The organism is Desulfovibrio diazotrophicus (assembly GCF_902498985.2).
Classification (GTDB): domain Bacteria; phylum Desulfobacterota; class Desulfovibrionia; order Desulfovibrionales; family Desulfovibrionaceae; genus Desulfovibrio; species Desulfovibrio legallii.
The window spans coordinates 1,187,070-1,200,569 of record NZ_OX346397.1 but is presented as its reverse complement, the minus strand read 5'-3'; the positions used below and the strand labels follow the sequence as shown (position 1 = coordinate 1,200,569).

At 64.7% G+C, this 13,500-nt stretch carries 14 protein-coding genes; 9 read left to right on the top strand and 5 right to left on the bottom strand.

The window, feature by feature from the left end:
* Nucleotides 1-103 precede the first annotated feature (103 nt).
* The 3 genes from J7I12_RS05195 to J7I12_RS05185 form a co-directional block, all read right to left on the bottom strand.
* Nucleotides 104-2,191, bottom strand: a complete 2,088-nt coding sequence (locus J7I12_RS05195; RefSeq protein ID WP_118230433.1) for an N-acetylmuramoyl-L-alanine amidase — start codon at nt 2,189-2,191, stop codon at nt 104-106.
* A gap of 187 nt (nt 2,192-2,378) precedes the next feature.
* The gene (locus tag J7I12_RS05190; protein ID WP_118230432.1) at nt 2,379-2,993 is read right to left on the bottom strand and encodes an NAD(P)-dependent oxidoreductase; all 615 of its coding nucleotides are present in this window, start codon (nt 2,991-2,993) and stop codon (nt 2,379-2,381) included.
* 119 nt (nt 2,994-3,112) lie between these two features.
* Nucleotides 3,113-4,126 (bottom strand): DUF1848 domain-containing protein, encoded by a 1,014-nt coding sequence (locus J7I12_RS05185; RefSeq protein WP_302413316.1) that lies wholly within the window; start codon nt 4,124-4,126, stop codon nt 3,113-3,115.
* A 155-nt stretch (nt 4,127-4,281) separates the two neighbouring features.
* Here J7I12_RS05185 and J7I12_RS05180 point away from each other — a divergent pair, with 155 nt between their 5' ends.
* From J7I12_RS05180 to J7I12_RS05150, 7 genes are all read left to right on the top strand, one after another.
* Nucleotides 4,282-4,449 (top strand): hypothetical protein, encoded by a 168-nt coding sequence (locus tag J7I12_RS05180; protein ID WP_165450878.1) that lies wholly within the window; start codon nt 4,282-4,284, stop codon nt 4,447-4,449.
* Nucleotides 4,446-4,877, top strand: a complete 432-nt coding sequence (queD, locus tag J7I12_RS05175; protein ID WP_288907618.1) for a 6-carboxytetrahydropterin synthase QueD — start codon at nt 4,446-4,448, stop codon at nt 4,875-4,877. The genes J7I12_RS05180 and queD overlap by 4 nt, the downstream gene beginning before the upstream one ends.
* Before the next feature lie 32 nt (nt 4,878-4,909).
* Nucleotides 4,910-5,779, top strand: coding sequence for a WcbI family polysaccharide biosynthesis putative acetyltransferase (locus tag J7I12_RS05170; RefSeq protein WP_288907620.1), 870 nt, complete (start codon nt 4,910-4,912; stop codon nt 5,777-5,779).
* Between the two features lie 94 nt (nt 5,780-5,873).
* Nucleotides 5,874-6,497, top strand: a complete 624-nt coding sequence (locus J7I12_RS05165; protein ID WP_118230428.1) for a flavodoxin family protein — start codon at nt 5,874-5,876, stop codon at nt 6,495-6,497.
* Nucleotides 6,498-7,505: 1,008 nt separating this feature from the next.
* Nucleotides 7,506-7,862, top strand: coding sequence for an SMR family transporter (locus tag J7I12_RS05160; RefSeq protein ID WP_242621166.1), 357 nt, complete (start codon nt 7,506-7,508; stop codon nt 7,860-7,862).
* The gene (locus J7I12_RS05155; protein ID WP_118230426.1) at nt 7,862-8,197 is read left to right on the top strand and encodes an SMR family transporter; all 336 of its coding nucleotides are present in this window, start codon (nt 7,862-7,864) and stop codon (nt 8,195-8,197) included. The genes J7I12_RS05160 and J7I12_RS05155 overlap by 1 nt, the downstream gene beginning before the upstream one ends.
* Nucleotides 8,198-8,459: 262 nt before the next feature.
* The gene (locus J7I12_RS05150) at nt 8,460-9,086 is read left to right on the top strand and encodes a hypothetical protein (protein ID WP_288907624.1); all 627 of its coding nucleotides are present in this window, start codon (nt 8,460-8,462) and stop codon (nt 9,084-9,086) included.
* Between the two features lie 58 nt (nt 9,087-9,144).
* Here J7I12_RS05150 and J7I12_RS05145 read toward each other — a convergent pair whose 3' ends face one another.
* Nucleotides 9,145-9,315 carry a chaperone protein gene (locus J7I12_RS05145; RefSeq protein ID WP_118230425.1) on the bottom strand — a complete coding sequence of 57 codons (171 nt, stop codon included), beginning with the start codon at nt 9,313-9,315 and terminating at the stop codon, nt 9,145-9,147.
* Nucleotides 9,316-9,414: 99 nt separating this feature from the next.
* On the opposite strand from J7I12_RS05145, the gene mutM reads away from it, so the two are divergent.
* The gene (gene mutM, locus J7I12_RS05140) at nt 9,415-10,275 is read left to right on the top strand and encodes a bifunctional DNA-formamidopyrimidine glycosylase/DNA-(apurinic or apyrimidinic site) lyase (RefSeq protein WP_288907627.1); all 861 of its coding nucleotides are present in this window, start codon (nt 9,415-9,417) and stop codon (nt 10,273-10,275) included.
* A gap of 68 nt (nt 10,276-10,343) precedes the next feature.
* On the opposite strand, the gene J7I12_RS05135 is transcribed toward mutM, so the two are convergent.
* Nucleotides 10,344-12,020: an acetolactate synthase large subunit gene (locus tag J7I12_RS05135; protein ID WP_288907629.1), complete on the bottom strand. Its 1,677-nt coding sequence runs from the start codon at nt 12,018-12,020 to the stop codon at nt 10,344-10,346.
* Between the two features lie 123 nt (nt 12,021-12,143).
* On the opposite strand from J7I12_RS05135, the gene J7I12_RS05130 reads away from it, so the two are divergent.
* Nucleotides 12,144-13,487, top strand: a complete 1,344-nt coding sequence (locus J7I12_RS05130; RefSeq protein WP_288907631.1) for a deoxyguanosinetriphosphate triphosphohydrolase — start codon at nt 12,144-12,146, stop codon at nt 13,485-13,487.
* Nucleotides 13,488-13,500: the final 13 nt, after the last annotated feature.

Sequence of the window (13,500 nt, the reverse complement as noted above, 5' to 3'; positions counted from 1 at the left end):
ACTGATTTTATTGTGAAGCCCGGTATGGTTGCACGTGAGCCTTGGCGGCAAAGAAAAATCGGACTGTTTTCCCGCGCGAGGGCGCACGATGGAAAGACCTGCCTCACATAGCACTGGCCCCTTGCGGCGTCAAGAAATTCTCTGCCGTACGTCGCCGCAGCAGTTGGTCGCGATAGGCCAGCACGCCTTCGGCCAGGCCTTCGGCCAGGGCCAGACGGTATTTGGGGTTTTTGAGGTTGCGCGCCTCGTCCGCGTGGGTGCAGTAGCCAAGCTCCACCAGCACGGCGGGCATCTGCGCGCCCAGCAGCACATGGAACGGTGCGGATTTGACGCCGTTGTCCCGTACGCGGAACGTCCGTTTCTGCAGGCGAAAAAGCGCCATCTGCTGCACCTGCCGGGCCAGCTTGCGCGATTCCTGCACCCTGGCGTTGAGCATAACATCGGCCAGCACCTTTTGCATATCGCCCAGGCTGTGATCGCTCTGGGCATTTTCCAGCGCGGCCACACGCGCCGCTTCGGGGTCGGCGGCCAAGTCCAGATAATAGGTTTCAAAGCCGCAGACCCGGGCGTCCGTATTGGCGTTGACGTGGATGGAAATAAACAGATCCGCCCGCGCGGCATTGGCCATGTCTGTGCGCTGCCGCAGGCTGAGGCCCTTATCCTCCGTGCGGCTGTAGACCACCTCAAGGCCATTGGCTTCCAGCAATCGGCCCAGAGTCTTGGCCACGTCCAGCGTAATGACGCGCTCCAGCACGCCGTTGTGGCTGGTGCCGGGGTCGCGGCCCCCGTGTCCGGCGTCGATGAATACCCGGCGCACGGTCAGCCCCAGCTGTCGGGCCATGTCGTTGACGTGCCGGGGCCGGGAAGCGGAAGCCACGGCGGTGGCGGCGGGGGTCGGGCCATTGTTTTGCGGGGTCTGGGCCACGTCTGCGGCCGGTGTGGTAAGTCTGGCGCGCAGGCTGGCGGCAGCAGGGCGCATATCGCCCCGGGCGTAGGACGTGTCCAGCCGGTCCAGCAGAGCCAGGGCCGCGGCGGTGTCGTCCAGGGGACCGGCCGCCAGGGCAGCCGCGCTCAGCAGAGCGTCGTCGGCCAGGGCGCTGCGCGGAAATTCTTTGGCCAGGGCCAGATACAGATCGCGGGCCAGACGGTATTCGGCGCTCAAATGGGAGCAGCCGGCCAGGGCCTCCTGGCTCTGCGCCGCGCGGAACAGCGCGCCGGGAGCCACGGCCCAGGTTTTGCGGCTGAGGTAAACGCGCAGAAAGTCGTCGCGCAGGTCCTCCCACGGCTGCCGCCAGCAGGAGCGCGTTTTGTCGGCCTTGAGTCGGGTCATGGCCGCCTTGGCGGCGGCATAGCGCCCCTGCAGGCCTTTCTGCGGCCAGGGCTTGAGTTTGGCCGTAGTCTGCGCCAATGCGGCCGTGGCCGCCTGTTCGGAATCCTGTTGGGCAAACGCCTGCGGGGCGGGATCTGGCGGTGTGGCCGGGGCCGACGGCGTAGCGGATTGCGCCGCGGGGGGCGTGCTCCGGGACTCGGCCGGAGCGGCTGCGGCGTCCACGTCCGGTGCGGCGTTCGCGGCGGCCGCCTGCCGGGCCTCAGGCGCGGTACGTCCCTCGGCCGAGGCCCGCAGGGCTTTTTCCAGCGCCAGGGCCTGCGGCAGCATGTCCCCGCGCGGGTACTGACTTTTGAGTCGGGCCAGAAGGGTCAGTGCGCCCGCGTCGTCCTTGAGCCAGGCCGCGCTGAGTCTGGCCGCGCGGAACAGGGCGTCGTCGGCCAGGCGGCTGGCCGCATGGCGGTCAGCCACAGCGGTGTAGACCGTTACGGCCTTTTGGGCATCGCTGCGGGCAAAGGAGCGGCGGGCCAGATCCTCCAGGCACTCCGCCGCGCGGAACAGGGCGGCGGGCCGGTTGGGCCAGGCCGGGTCGGCCTTGTAGATATCCTGAAATTCCGCCGCCAGTTTTTCCCACGGTTCACGCTGGTTGACCCGGCGGCTGTCCTGCAGCAGGGCCTGTATGTCGGCCTTGGCCGTATCGTAGCGCTGGGCCGTGGGCGGCAGGGAGGTGTAGCCCGAATCGTAGAAGCAGACCACCAGCAGGCAGAGGGCCAGCAAAAAGACCAGAGGCGGCAGCAGCCGGGTGAGAACGGCCTTGCGGGACGTCTTCTCAGTGCGCCGGAGGTTCTTGTTTTTGCGGGCCACGATGCTTCCTTTGCCCCTTGGGGTACGTCAATAGAGTGACAACGGCAATCTGCGTCACAAACTATGCACAAGGTATGCCACAAACCGCAGCATTTGCAAAGGCCCTGTCCCCGCCCCGTCGGAATTGCAAGCCGGACGGGGCGGGAGGGGATGGAGGGGCGTGGCAGCGGCCGTGCCGCTGACAGCGCTAATAGCCTACGGTGAAGCGTTGCCGCACATGCCGGGGGTTTTCCAGCTCATCCACAAAGGCGATGGCGTAGTCCTCAAAGGAGATGCTGGAGCCCTGGGGGGTAGTCAGCAGCTGGTCCGTGCCCAGGCGGAATTTTCCCGTGCGTTCGCCCGGTTCAAACAGGGCCGAGGGTGAAAGGAAGGTCCAGTCCAGGTCGTCCGTGCGGCGCAGCAGGTTCAGAAAGGCCGCGCCTGCGGCGGCTTCCGGTTTGTAGGCAGCGGGAAAGTCCGGCTGGTCCAGCAGAATCTGGCCCGGAGCCACCTCCAGGCTGCCCGCGCCGCCTACCACTAAGTACCGTTTGACGCCCGCCGTGCGCACGGCGTCAATAAGGATATGGGGGTCGCTGACGGCAAAGGGCACGGCGCTGGCCGCCACATCGTGCCCGCGCAGCAGGCCTGCCAGAGCGGTTTTGTCGTTGGCGTCGCCCGCCACGGCCCGCACGCCGGGCAGGGTGGGAATGTTTTCCGGGTGCCGGGCAATGGCCGTCACGTTGTGCCCGCGGCGGGAAAGCTCCGCCAGAATGCGCGAACCCACACGGCCCGAAGCGCCCATAAGCGCCACTGTTTCATTCATGTTCCGTCTCCTTGTGCGGTTAGAAATTACGGAGGAGAGCTTTTTTGACAAAAGCTCATTTTCTTAGTTCTACGGTATGGAGAAGGCGGACGCAAGCCCGCCCGGAGGGCGGGGCCCCTTCAGAGCGCAATGGCCTCCCCCTGCGGGTCGTGGGCCGCGCGTCCGCGCCGTGCGGCGGCGGGCGAGGTGTTGGCGTAGCAGTAAACGCAGCCGTGGGGGCAGGTATTGTACTGGCCGATGTCCTTGCAGGGCACGCAGGCGCAGGCCGGGCGCTGGCCTGGATCGCGGGGCCAGCGGGGCGGCGGCGCGCCGGGCAGAAGCGCTTGCTGCCCTTCCCGGCCCAGCAGGCGCAGCACGTCCGGGTGATTGCGGGTGAGCCTGAGGACAAGCTCCGGGTCAATGCAGCGGTTGTGGGCCACACCCCAGGCGCGCAGGTCCGCCGTTTCGCCGCAGGTGGCCGGTGTAAGGCCGTAGGCCGTGCAGATCTGCGCTATCCCCAGGGCCAGAGTCTGCATTTCCTGTCTTGTGCAGTCCCGCCAGGGCAGGCCCGCGCGGCGCAGGCTGGTCCACACCTTGCGGTAGGGCGCAATGTCCGCAAAGCTGAACACCAGCTTGCGGGTATAGCCGGCCAGCTGGCGGGCCAGACCTTCCACCTTGCCCAGCAGGCGGGCGCAGCCTTCGCCACCGGGGGCCGCCAGGGGCCCGGCCAGCAGCAGGGGATCAAAGCGCCAGACAACCCGTTCCGGACCCAGGGCGTCGGCCCAGCGGCAAAAGGTTTCCACCCTGCGGGCCAAGGGCGGCAGACCCGGTTCAAAGCCTTCGGCTTCATAATCGTTAAGGGTGTAGTGCAGGTAGTAGGCCAGGCCGCGCGCGTCCAGTTCCGGCAAAAAGGGCAGCAGGGGCGCGGGATTTTTGCTCCAGAACACCACGCAGCGCATTCGCGTCAGAGAAACGTACTGGCCGTGACCATTGAAGGGGTTGCGCCAGAGCACGTGTCCCGCCCGCAGCCGATTGACAAACCACGGGGCGTAAAAGGCGGGAATGTCCGTGGCGCGGCTGGCGGCCACAAGCACGGGTGCGACGCCCCTTTCCGGCCCGTGGGCCGTGGCGATGGTGGTGGTGCTCCAGGCCATGCCCCAGTGTCTCCGCCTGTGGGGTAAAGGTCAACCAGGGAGCGCGCTTTTGACAAGAGGGCCGGCGCGGGCTAGATTAATGCCTTCCACAGTTCGTCGGCGCGGACGCACGGCTTGGCAAGGCGCCGCGGCAAACCGCAACCCCACAGTACCGCATGTCCTTTCTTTCCTGGCTGCAGCGGCTGTTTACGCCGCCCTCCACGGGCGATCCGGAACTGGACGCCGAAGCGCCCACGTTTCAGTGGAATCAGAACGCCCGCATTGTGCTGGCCGTTGTGGTGGTCATTCTTTCGGCCCTTGTGGTCTCCTGGATACTCTCATGAATACTCATCTCTGGCGTTTGACCGTGCGGGACGATTTTGCTGCGGCCCACGCCCTGCGGCACTACGAAGGCAAATGCGAACGTCTGCACGGCCACAATTTTGCCGTAGAGCTCACCGTGGAAGGGCAGAACCTGACCCAGGACACAGAAATGCTGCTGGACTTCAAGGTGCTCAAAACCGGGCTCAAACGCGTGCTGGAAACTCTGGACCACCGCCTGCTCAACGAAACCCCCCCCTTTGACCGTCTGAATCCCTCTTCAGAAAATTTGTCCCGCCACATCTGGCGGAGCATGGCCGCATGGCTGGAGGCGCACCCCGACCCGCAGGCGCGGGCCGTGCGGCTCCACAGCGTGACCGTGGCGGAAAAGGGCGCGCAGAGCGCCACCTATATGGAGCTGCCCTCCGAAGTGGGCGGGCGGGCCGGGTAGGTCGCCGTCAAGCCTTTTGCCGCGGAGTCCCCATGCCCCAGGCCCTGTGTCTGCTCCATACCAACTGTCAGGGCGACGCCTTGCGCCCGCTGCTGGAAAACACTCCGGCCTTTGCCCGTCTGTTCCGCATCCGCCAGTACGTCAATTACACGCGGGAAGATATTGGGGTTGTGGATCTGCGCCAGTGCGCGCTTTTTCTGTACCAGTGGCTGGCCCCCAAGTGGGGCGCGCTTTCTACGGAGCAGCTGCTGCCGCGCCTGCCCGCGGTCTGCCGCACGCTGGCCATCCCCAACCTATTTTTTAAGGGCTACTGGCCCTGCTGGACGCGGGAGGCCCCCATCGACTTCGGCGACAGCCTGCTGGAGCGTCTGCTGGCGCGGGGCCTGGCCCCAGCCGAGGCCCTGGCCCTTTACCTGCGGGGCGCGCCGGAACTGCTGGGCGACAGCGCGGCCCTGGAGGCTGTGGCCGCAGCCAGTCTGGCCCGCGAGGAAGCCAAAGAGGCCGAAGCGCCCATCCGTTGCGTGCCGCTTGTGCGGGAGCGTTGGCGCGACGAGCAGCTTTTTGTAACCATTAATCATCCGGGCCGCACGCTCATGTGCCATGTGGCGGATAGCCTGCTGCGCCTGCTGGGCCTGGGCGGTCTGCCGCCTTCCGTGCGTCGCGCTTATGTCCACCCCCTGGAGGACTTTTGGCTGCCCATCCACCCGGTGGTGGGAGAACGCCTGCGCCTGCCCTTTGCCCACGGCGCGCGGCGGTACCCCATCTATGGAAAAGAGCTGACGCACAGGGAGTACACGGCCTGCTACCTGGCCTGCCGCACCGGCGGCGGGGCAGACTTGCTCGTTTTTTTGCGGGATTTGTCGCCCAGCGGGCTGGCTGCCCTGCGCGCTGGCCGCTTCTGAAGAGGACTTGCCAGGGGCGCACCCGTGCTTATGTCCCACGTGCCCCCAACACGCGTTTCATGGTGAAAATGCAGGTAAAACAAAGGAGAATAGCATGTCCGTACTTTTGCTCAACGGCAGCCCGCACCCTAAGGGCTGTACCTACACGGCCCTGTCCGTCGTGGCCGCACAACTGGAAAAAAACGGCATTGAAACCCAAATGTTGCAGTTGGGCGTGAAGCCCATTCAGTGCTGTATTGCCTGCGGCAAGTGCAAGGACACGGGCCACTGCGTGTTCAACGCCGACCACGTCAATGAGGCCATCGACCTGCTGCGCGCCGCCGACGGCTTTGTGGTGGGCTCGCCCGTGTACTACGCCGGACCCAACGGCGGCGTCTGTTCCTTCCTGGACCGTATGTTTTTCTGCAAATCCCAGCCTTATGCCTTCAAGCCCGCCGCCGCCGTGGTGAGCTGTCGGCGCGGCGGGGCCAGCGCTTCTTTTGACCGCCTGAACAAATACTTCACCATCGCGCGCATGCCCGTGGTTTCTTCCCAGTACTGGAATTCCGTGCACGGCAATACACCGGAAGAAGTGCTGCAGGACAAGGAAGGCCTGCAGATCATGCGCACCCTGGGCGACAACATGGCCTGGCTCATCAAGTGCATCGCCGCCGGCAAGGCCGCAGGCGTGGCCACGCCTGCGCCGGAAGCATGGGAGCCCACCAACTTCATCCGCTAGCGCGGGCGTCTTTTGCTCCCTGCCTGCGTCAAAAGGCCGGGGCGGACCGGGCCTGTACCAAGGCGTACTATCCCCGTCCCGCCCCGTTTTTTTCCTTGGCAGGGAGTAAAATCCGTCCCGCGCATTTTTGCAGGAAGCGTCTTTTGCTCCCTGCCTGCGTCAAAAGGCCGGGGCGGACCGGGCCTGTACCAAGGCGTACTATCCCCGTCCCGCCCCGTTTTTTTCCTTGGCAGGGAGCAAAATCCGTCCCGCGCATTTTGCAGGAAGCGTCTTTTGCCCCCTGCCTGGGTTAAAAGGCCGGGGCGGACCGGGTCTGTACCAAGGCGTACTATCCCCGTCCCGCCCCGTTTTTTTCCTTGGCAGGGAGTAAAATCCGTCCCGCGCATTTTTGCAGGAAGCGTCTTTTGCTCCCTGCTTGGGTTAAAAGGCCGGGGCGGACCGGGTCTGTACTAAGGTGTACTATCCCCGTCCCGCCCCGTTTTTTTCCTTGGCAGGGAGTAAAATCCGTCCCGCGCATTTTTGCAGGAAGCGTCTTTTGCTCCCTGCCTGCGTCAAAAGGCCGGGGCGGACCGGGTCTGTACCAAGGCGTACTATTCCCGTCCAGGCATAGAGGCGGGGCATTTCAGAGCAGATTCCCTGCTTGAGAATATGTATTCTCAAAATTTACAGCACGCCCGTTCCAGCTTTTCCCCTGCACGTTATCTTTTTCGTGCCTTCCCTTGCCAGACCTCGTTGCAGCGGGTATAGTTTCTCTATGTTGTTCTTCAGTCCCTCCAGATCCTCTCTGCGGAGCCGCATCCCCTGCGGCTTTCCCGAAGAACGCTACTGGCGTTCTCTCTTGTAGCCTCGCGCGCATGTTTCGGTTTCGGCCCTGGTGCGGACCCCGTCCTTGACGGGGCTCTTTCTGTTTTCTTTCTCTGTGAGTTATATATCATGTGCGCGACAAAACCTTATCATTGGCTGTGCCTTGCGGGCGCAATTTTACTGGAGGTGGCGGGAACCACCGTTATGAAACTTTCCCAGGGCTGGCAGTTCGTCCACGCTGCAGCGCTGGGCCTGGGTTGCATGTGGGGGGCCGTGGCCCTATCCTATTATTTGTTGGCCAAGGCCGTCACTGGCCTGCCTGTGGGGGTGAGTTTTGCTTTTTGGGAAGGGCTGGGTCTTACCTGCATCACCCTTTGCGGCGTGCTGTTGCTGGATGAAGCCTTCACCCTGCGGCGGGCTTTGGGCTTGCTCTGCGTACTGGCGGGCGCTTTGCTGGTGCACCACGGCACAGGAAACGGCGAACCTGGCGTTGCCCGTGAGCGCTTGAACGGCGCGGCTCTTGCGGATGATCTGGCGGAACCGGATGTGGGGAGTCTGTGATGCCGGACGCGACTTTTTTTAATTTTTCTCTGGTGCTGGTAGTGTTGGCGGCGGCGCTGGACGTGCTGGCCAACATGCTGCTGGCCCGCTCAGACGGTTTCCGCCGCCGGGGGCCGGGGCTGCTGGCCCTGATGCTGGTAGGACTGGCTTTTTATTGTCTTTCGCTGGCCGTGCGGCAGCTGGATCTTTCCGTAGCCTATGCCTTGTGGGGGGCGCTGGGCTTGCTGGGCACCTCCCTCGGCGGCTGGCTGCTGCTGCGGCAGCGGCTTGCGCCCAGCGCTTTTGCGGGTATGGGGCTCCTGGTTTGCGGCATGGTTCTACTGCGGTTGAGTTAGGGGCGCATGTTGTTGCGCCCCGGCCGTGCGGAAGCAGGACGCTTTTCGTCATCGCCGGGAGTATACACTTTTCAAAGCGGCCTTATCTTTGTTGCCAGCGCACAGCTTTTTGCCTGTGGCGCTGCCTGCCACAGGGGCGCGGATGCCGCCTGGCGGGTAAGCGCAGGGGGCACGTCCCGGCACTCGTTGGGCATATGCCTTCAAAGGCGATCTATTTTGAGAAACCGCCGGCAAACGGCGGTGCAAGATTCAGGAATGCAGGATGGAAACGCGGTTTTGGGACTATCTGGAACAATGGCGGCAGCGCTTTCCCCGGCGCAGAGAACTGAGCTGGCACGACGGCTGGCTGCAGAACGGCTACTGTGAGGACTGCTGCTACTGCTGCGGTCCGCAGGATTCTGACGAGCCCTTTCCCATGGCCCTTTTGCCGGGGCAGTTGCGGCCCGGTATGGCCGAGGATTTTTATCTGCTCAACGCGGACACGGCCTATATGGACGCCAGGGGCTGCCGGGCCTGCACGGCCCACGGCTGTCGCCTGCCCCGGCCGCAACGGCCTGTGGCCTGCGGGCTCTTCCCCCTGGTGCTCAATGCGGGCGGCATGTATGTGTACAAGACCTGCCCGGCCGCCCTGTTTACGCCGCTCAGCGAGCTGGCGGACCTGGGACGGCAGGCGGCCCGCTGGCTGCAGGGCTTTCCGCTTAAGGATCTGGAGCATATTGCCCTGCACCTGCCAGCAACGGCGCTGGCCGAGCGTTATATTTCCCTGAGCCTGCCGGTGTACGCTCCGGAAGCGCCGCAAAGGGCGGACGCAGAGGCCACGGCGGGTGCGGCGGACCGGGCGCGCAAAGCCGCGTCCGGGCCGGCAAAGACGGCGCCGTGCCGCCGCTGAACAGGCATATGTCCAGCGACGGCAGCGGGCAGCCGCAAACAGGGCAGCTGCAGAGGGGTCAGTCGCAGACGCCTTCGTGTTCCGGGCCTTCTGGAACTTCACAGGCCTGCTGACGTTTGCCCGTGCCGTGGCATTCGTAGCAGGCCGTGCCGTCGCTGTTCTTGCCTGTGCCCCGGCAAGCGGGGCAGGTGGTGTAGTCGTCATTTTTTTGCGTTTTTGGGGTGCTCATAGTCGGCCTCCTTGGTTGGATGGAGCATGAATATATGGTACGCAACCGGGAGCCGGGGCGCAACTGTGCGCTTGTGCGCCCCGGCAAAAGGAAGCGGTCATGCCGGAATTGCCGGAAGTGGAAACCGTGGCCCGCACCCTGCGTCCGCAGGTGCAGGACTGCCGCCTGGGCGCGGCGCAGGTGCTGCGGTCCAGCAGCCTGCATCCTCTGAGTTTGCCCCTGGAACGGCTGGCGGGCGCGCGGGTGGCGGCGGTGGGACGTCGCGGCAAGCTGCTTTTGCTGGACCTGGACCCTTCGGCTGCTGTGGATACAGCCCTGCGCGCGGCCACAGGCCTGCGCCTGGCTATCCATTTGCGCATGACGGGCCGCGTGCGCACGGTGGAAGCCGCCTGCCCGCCAGGGCCCTACACCCGTTGTGTTTTCGCCCTGCGCACGCCGGCGGGCGAGGCGCGGCAGCTCTTTTTTGACGACGTGCGGGCCTTTGGCCTGGTGCTGGCCGCCACGCCGGATATTCTGGCCCGCTGGTCATTCTGGCGAGATCTGGGGCCAGAGCCGCTGGACCTGAAGGCTGCGGATTTTGCGGCCCTGCTGCGGGGGCGCGGGTCTGCCCTCAAGGCTGTGCTGCTGGACCAGAAAGTCCTTGCGGGCGTGGGCAACATCTATGCGGATGAGAGCCTTTTTGCCGCCGGGCTGGACCCCCGCCGCAAGGCGGACACGTTGCGCCCGGCCCAGAGCGCCCGCCTGCTGCACTGCCTTCAAGACGTGCTGCTGCGCTCCATTGCCCAGTGCGGCAGCTCCATCCGCGATTACCGCGACGCCAACGGCGACGTGGGTGCGTTTCAGAATAGCTTTGCCGTTTATGGTCGGGGCGGGGAGGCCTGCGTGCGCTGTGGTCGCCCCCTGCAAAAGCTGCGCGTGGCCGGTCGCTCCACGGTCTGTTGCCCGCACTGCCAGCGCTGAATAGCAGACCCTGAAGCCGGGGTATGCTGAGCGTCAACAGGGGGCGTCGCCGCAGGGCGTCGTCCTGTCTACAGCGAATCCATAAGGCAGAGGGCCGGGGTCAGTTCGCCCAACGTGTCGATAAGGGCCATGTTCTCGCTGTAGTCCACGGGGCAGGCCACCAGAGAAACGCCCGGTTCGTCCAGAGCCCGGCGCAGGGTGGGGCGCAGCTCCGCCGCGCTGGCCACCTGGTAGCCTTTGGCGCCAAAGCTGGCCGCATAGGTCACGAAATCCGGGTTGGCAAAGTCCACGCAGGCGTGTGAGCCTGAGGCCATGTCCATTTTCCACTTGATGAGGCCGTAGCTGTCGTCCACCCAGACCAGGATTTTGAGGGGAATATTCTCCCGCACGGCTGTTTCCATTTCCTGCGAATTCATGAGAAAGCTGCCGTCGCCCATGACGGCCAGAACCTTGCGGTCCGGGTGGGCCAGGTGCGCGCCTATGGCTCCGGGCAGAGAAAAGCCCATGGTGGAAAGTCCGTTGGAGATCAGGCAGGTCAGCGGGGCGTAGGTGGGGTAGAGGCGAGCCATCCACATTTTGATGGCCCCGGTGTCGGCCAGGACGATATCCTCGTCGCCCATGACGGCGCGGATATCGGCCACCAGGCGCTGGGGCTTGAGCGGGAAGGCGTCGCTTGTGCGGCCTTTGTCCAGCTCCGCCTCCACCAGCTGGCGGATGGTAGCCCCGCGCCCGGCCGAAAGCAGGGGCCCTTCACCCAGAGCCTTGGAAAGCGCCGCCAGGGCCAGGCCCACATCCGCCGTGATGTTGACCGTGGTGGCGTAGTGGGCGTCCGTGTCCGGCAAAAACGTGTTGATGTGGATGATGGTTTTGTCGCCCCCCGGATTGATGCGTTCCGGGGTGAACTCCTGCAGCTCGTAGCCCACGGAAAGGATAACGTCCGCCTGGTCAAAAGCGCAGTTTTCATAATCGTGGCGCATGAAGCCGATGACGCCCAGGGACTGCGGGCTGCGGTCGCTGATGACGCCCTTGCCCATGAAGGTGGTGGCCACGGGCGTCTGGTAGCGTTCGGCAAAGGCCGCCAGCACCGGGGCATTGCCCGTGCGGGCCACGCCGTGCCCGGCCAGGATTACGGGCTTGCGCGCAGCGCGCAACAGACGCGCGGCTTCGGCCACCGCCGACGGCGAAGGGATGGCTTTGGCGTTTTCCGCCGTGCGCAGGGGGCGGGCCCCTTCCGGGGCCGGGGCGGCCTCCACGTCTTCGGGCAGGGCCAGGTAGGCCGCGCCGGGGCGCTCCTCCTGCGCGGTCTGAAAGGCCTTGCGCGCCATTTCCGGCAGGGATTGCGGGGTCAGCACCGTGTCCGCCCACTTGGTCACGGGGCGGAACATGCCCACCAGGTCAACAATTTGGTGGGACTCTTTGTAAATGCGTTTGAGGCCCACTTGGGCGGAAAGGGCCAGCAGCGGGCTGGAATTGGTCTGGGCGTCGGCCACGCCCTGCAAAAGATTAATGGCCCCAGGCCCCAGCGTGGCGGCGCAGACGCCCGCCTTGCCCGTGAGCCGGCCATAGATGTCGGCCATAAAGGCCGCACCCTGCTCGTGCCGGGCCAGGATGAAGCGGATGTCGCCGGAATCGGCCACGGCGCGCACAAAATGGATGTTTTCTTCGCCGGGAATGCCGAAAACGTAGCGGACGCCCTCTGCCCGCAGGCATTCCACCAGCAGTTGAGCGACGTTCTGTGCAGCCATGCGCGCCTCCGAAGTGATGGGATGTTTTCCTGATAAGCTAACAGGTCCGGAAAGGAAAGAAAAGCCCGCGCCACGCTTGCGGCCCGGCGGGCTTGCCCCTATTCTGTGCGTTACGGAGGGACTATGGCCGCGTATGCCCAACAATGGAAGAAACTTCTGGCTCCATGGCGCAAAACCAGCGACGCGCGGCGTGAGGATACGCTGAACGCGGTGCGCAATCCTTTTTTGGTGGATTACGACAGGCTGATCTTTGCCAGTTCGTTCCGGCGGCTGGCCCGCAAAACCCAGGTCCACCCCCTGGTGCGCAACGACCACATCCACAACCGTCTGACCCATTCGTTGGAAGTGGGCTGCGTGGGCCGCTCCCTGGTCATGACGGTCGGGGCCGCCCTGCAGGAGCGCGGCGACCTGCCCGCACCCTACGGGCCGGAGCACCTGGGGCAGATTGTCCAGGCCGCCTGCCTGGCCCACGACATCGGCAATCCGCCCTTTGGTCACGCCGGGGAGGAGGCCATCCGTGACTGGTTTTGCGACCAGGCGGGGAAAAACGGCTGTTTTGGCCCGTTGCGTGAAGAGGAGCGGGCCGATTTTATGGCCTTTGACGGCAACGCGCAGGGCTTTCGCGTCGTCAACGCGCTGGAGAACAACAAGGACCGCGGCGGTCTGCGTCTGACCTTTCCGGTCGTCGCCAGCCTGGTTAAATATCCGCGGTCCGCCCGTGAGGCCCTGGACCGCCACAGTCGCAAATTCAATTTTTACACGGCGGAGAGGGAGCTTTTCGCCGAGATTTTTCAGACCCTGGGGCTGGGGGACGGCCCCTGGCAACGGCATCCGCTCTCTTACCTGCTGGAGGCGGCGGACGACATCTGCTACCGCATTATCGACATGGAGGACGCGCGAGAACTGCGCATCATCGGTTACGCTGACCTCTTCGCGGCCATGAAGCCGCTGCTGGTGCCGGGCGGGGCGGACCGTCTGGAGCGTATGGATTCAGACCGGCGGCGCTCCGGCATGCTGCGCACCCTGGCTATGGGAACCATTATTCCTTCCGTGGCCCGGACTTTTATGGAGCGCTATGAAGACATTATGCACGGCGCGCTGGAAGGCGATCTGCTGCGCCACGCGCAGCCCCAGGTGCGCGACTTTATGGACGCCGCCAAAGAGATATTTAACGGCAAGATCATGAACGACCCCCAGAAAACCGCACTGGAAATAGGCACCTATACCCTGTACCGACGGCTGCTGGACGTATTTATTCCGGCCTGCTGCAATTCGTGCGGCAACGTGCCCATGAGCTATCGCGAAACCCGCGCCCTGACCCTTATGGGGGCCAACGCGCCGGGCGTGGACGACAACCTGTATACCGCCTGCCTGCGGGTGGTGGATTTTGTTTCAGGCATGACCGACGACTACGCCACCTTTGTTTCCCGTCAGTTTTCCGGCACTGCCGGCGGCAGGGACCACTGACGGGCCAACGGGG

What these genes read in the sequence shown, in the direction of transcription:
- J7I12_RS05190 (WP_118230432.1), bottom strand. Translation starts at nt 2,993, where the DNA reads ATGAATGAAACAGTGGCGCTTATGGGCGCTTCGGGCCGTGTGGGTTCG.
- J7I12_RS05185 (WP_302413316.1), bottom strand. Translation starts at nt 4,126, where the DNA reads ATGGCCTGGAGCACCACCACCATCGCCACGGCCCACGGGCCGGAAAGG.
- J7I12_RS05180 (WP_165450878.1), top strand. Translation starts at nt 4,282, where the DNA reads ATGTCCTTTCTTTCCTGGCTGCAGCGGCTGTTTACGCCGCCCTCCACG.
- queD (WP_288907618.1), top strand. Translation starts at nt 4,446, where the DNA reads ATGAATACTCATCTCTGGCGTTTGACCGTGCGGGACGATTTTGCTGCG.
- J7I12_RS05170 (WP_288907620.1), top strand. Translation starts at nt 4,910, where the DNA reads ATGCCCCAGGCCCTGTGTCTGCTCCATACCAACTGTCAGGGCGACGCC.
- J7I12_RS05165 (WP_118230428.1), top strand. Translation starts at nt 5,874, where the DNA reads ATGTCCGTACTTTTGCTCAACGGCAGCCCGCACCCTAAGGGCTGTACC.
- J7I12_RS05160 (WP_242621166.1), top strand. Translation starts at nt 7,506, where the DNA reads ATGAAACTTTCCCAGGGCTGGCAGTTCGTCCACGCTGCAGCGCTGGGC.
- J7I12_RS05155 (WP_118230426.1), top strand. Translation starts at nt 7,862, where the DNA reads ATGCCGGACGCGACTTTTTTTAATTTTTCTCTGGTGCTGGTAGTGTTG.
- J7I12_RS05150 (WP_288907624.1), top strand. Translation starts at nt 8,460, where the DNA reads ATGGAAACGCGGTTTTGGGACTATCTGGAACAATGGCGGCAGCGCTTT.
- J7I12_RS05145 (WP_118230425.1), bottom strand. Translation starts at nt 9,315, where the DNA reads ATGAGCACCCCAAAAACGCAAAAAAATGACGACTACACCACCTGCCCC.
- mutM (WP_288907627.1), top strand. Translation starts at nt 9,415, where the DNA reads ATGCCGGAATTGCCGGAAGTGGAAACCGTGGCCCGCACCCTGCGTCCG.
- J7I12_RS05135 (WP_288907629.1), bottom strand. Translation starts at nt 12,020, where the DNA reads ATGGCTGCACAGAACGTCGCTCAACTGCTGGTGGAATGCCTGCGGGCA.
- J7I12_RS05130 (WP_288907631.1), top strand. Translation starts at nt 12,144, where the DNA reads ATGGCCGCGTATGCCCAACAATGGAAGAAACTTCTGGCTCCATGGCGC.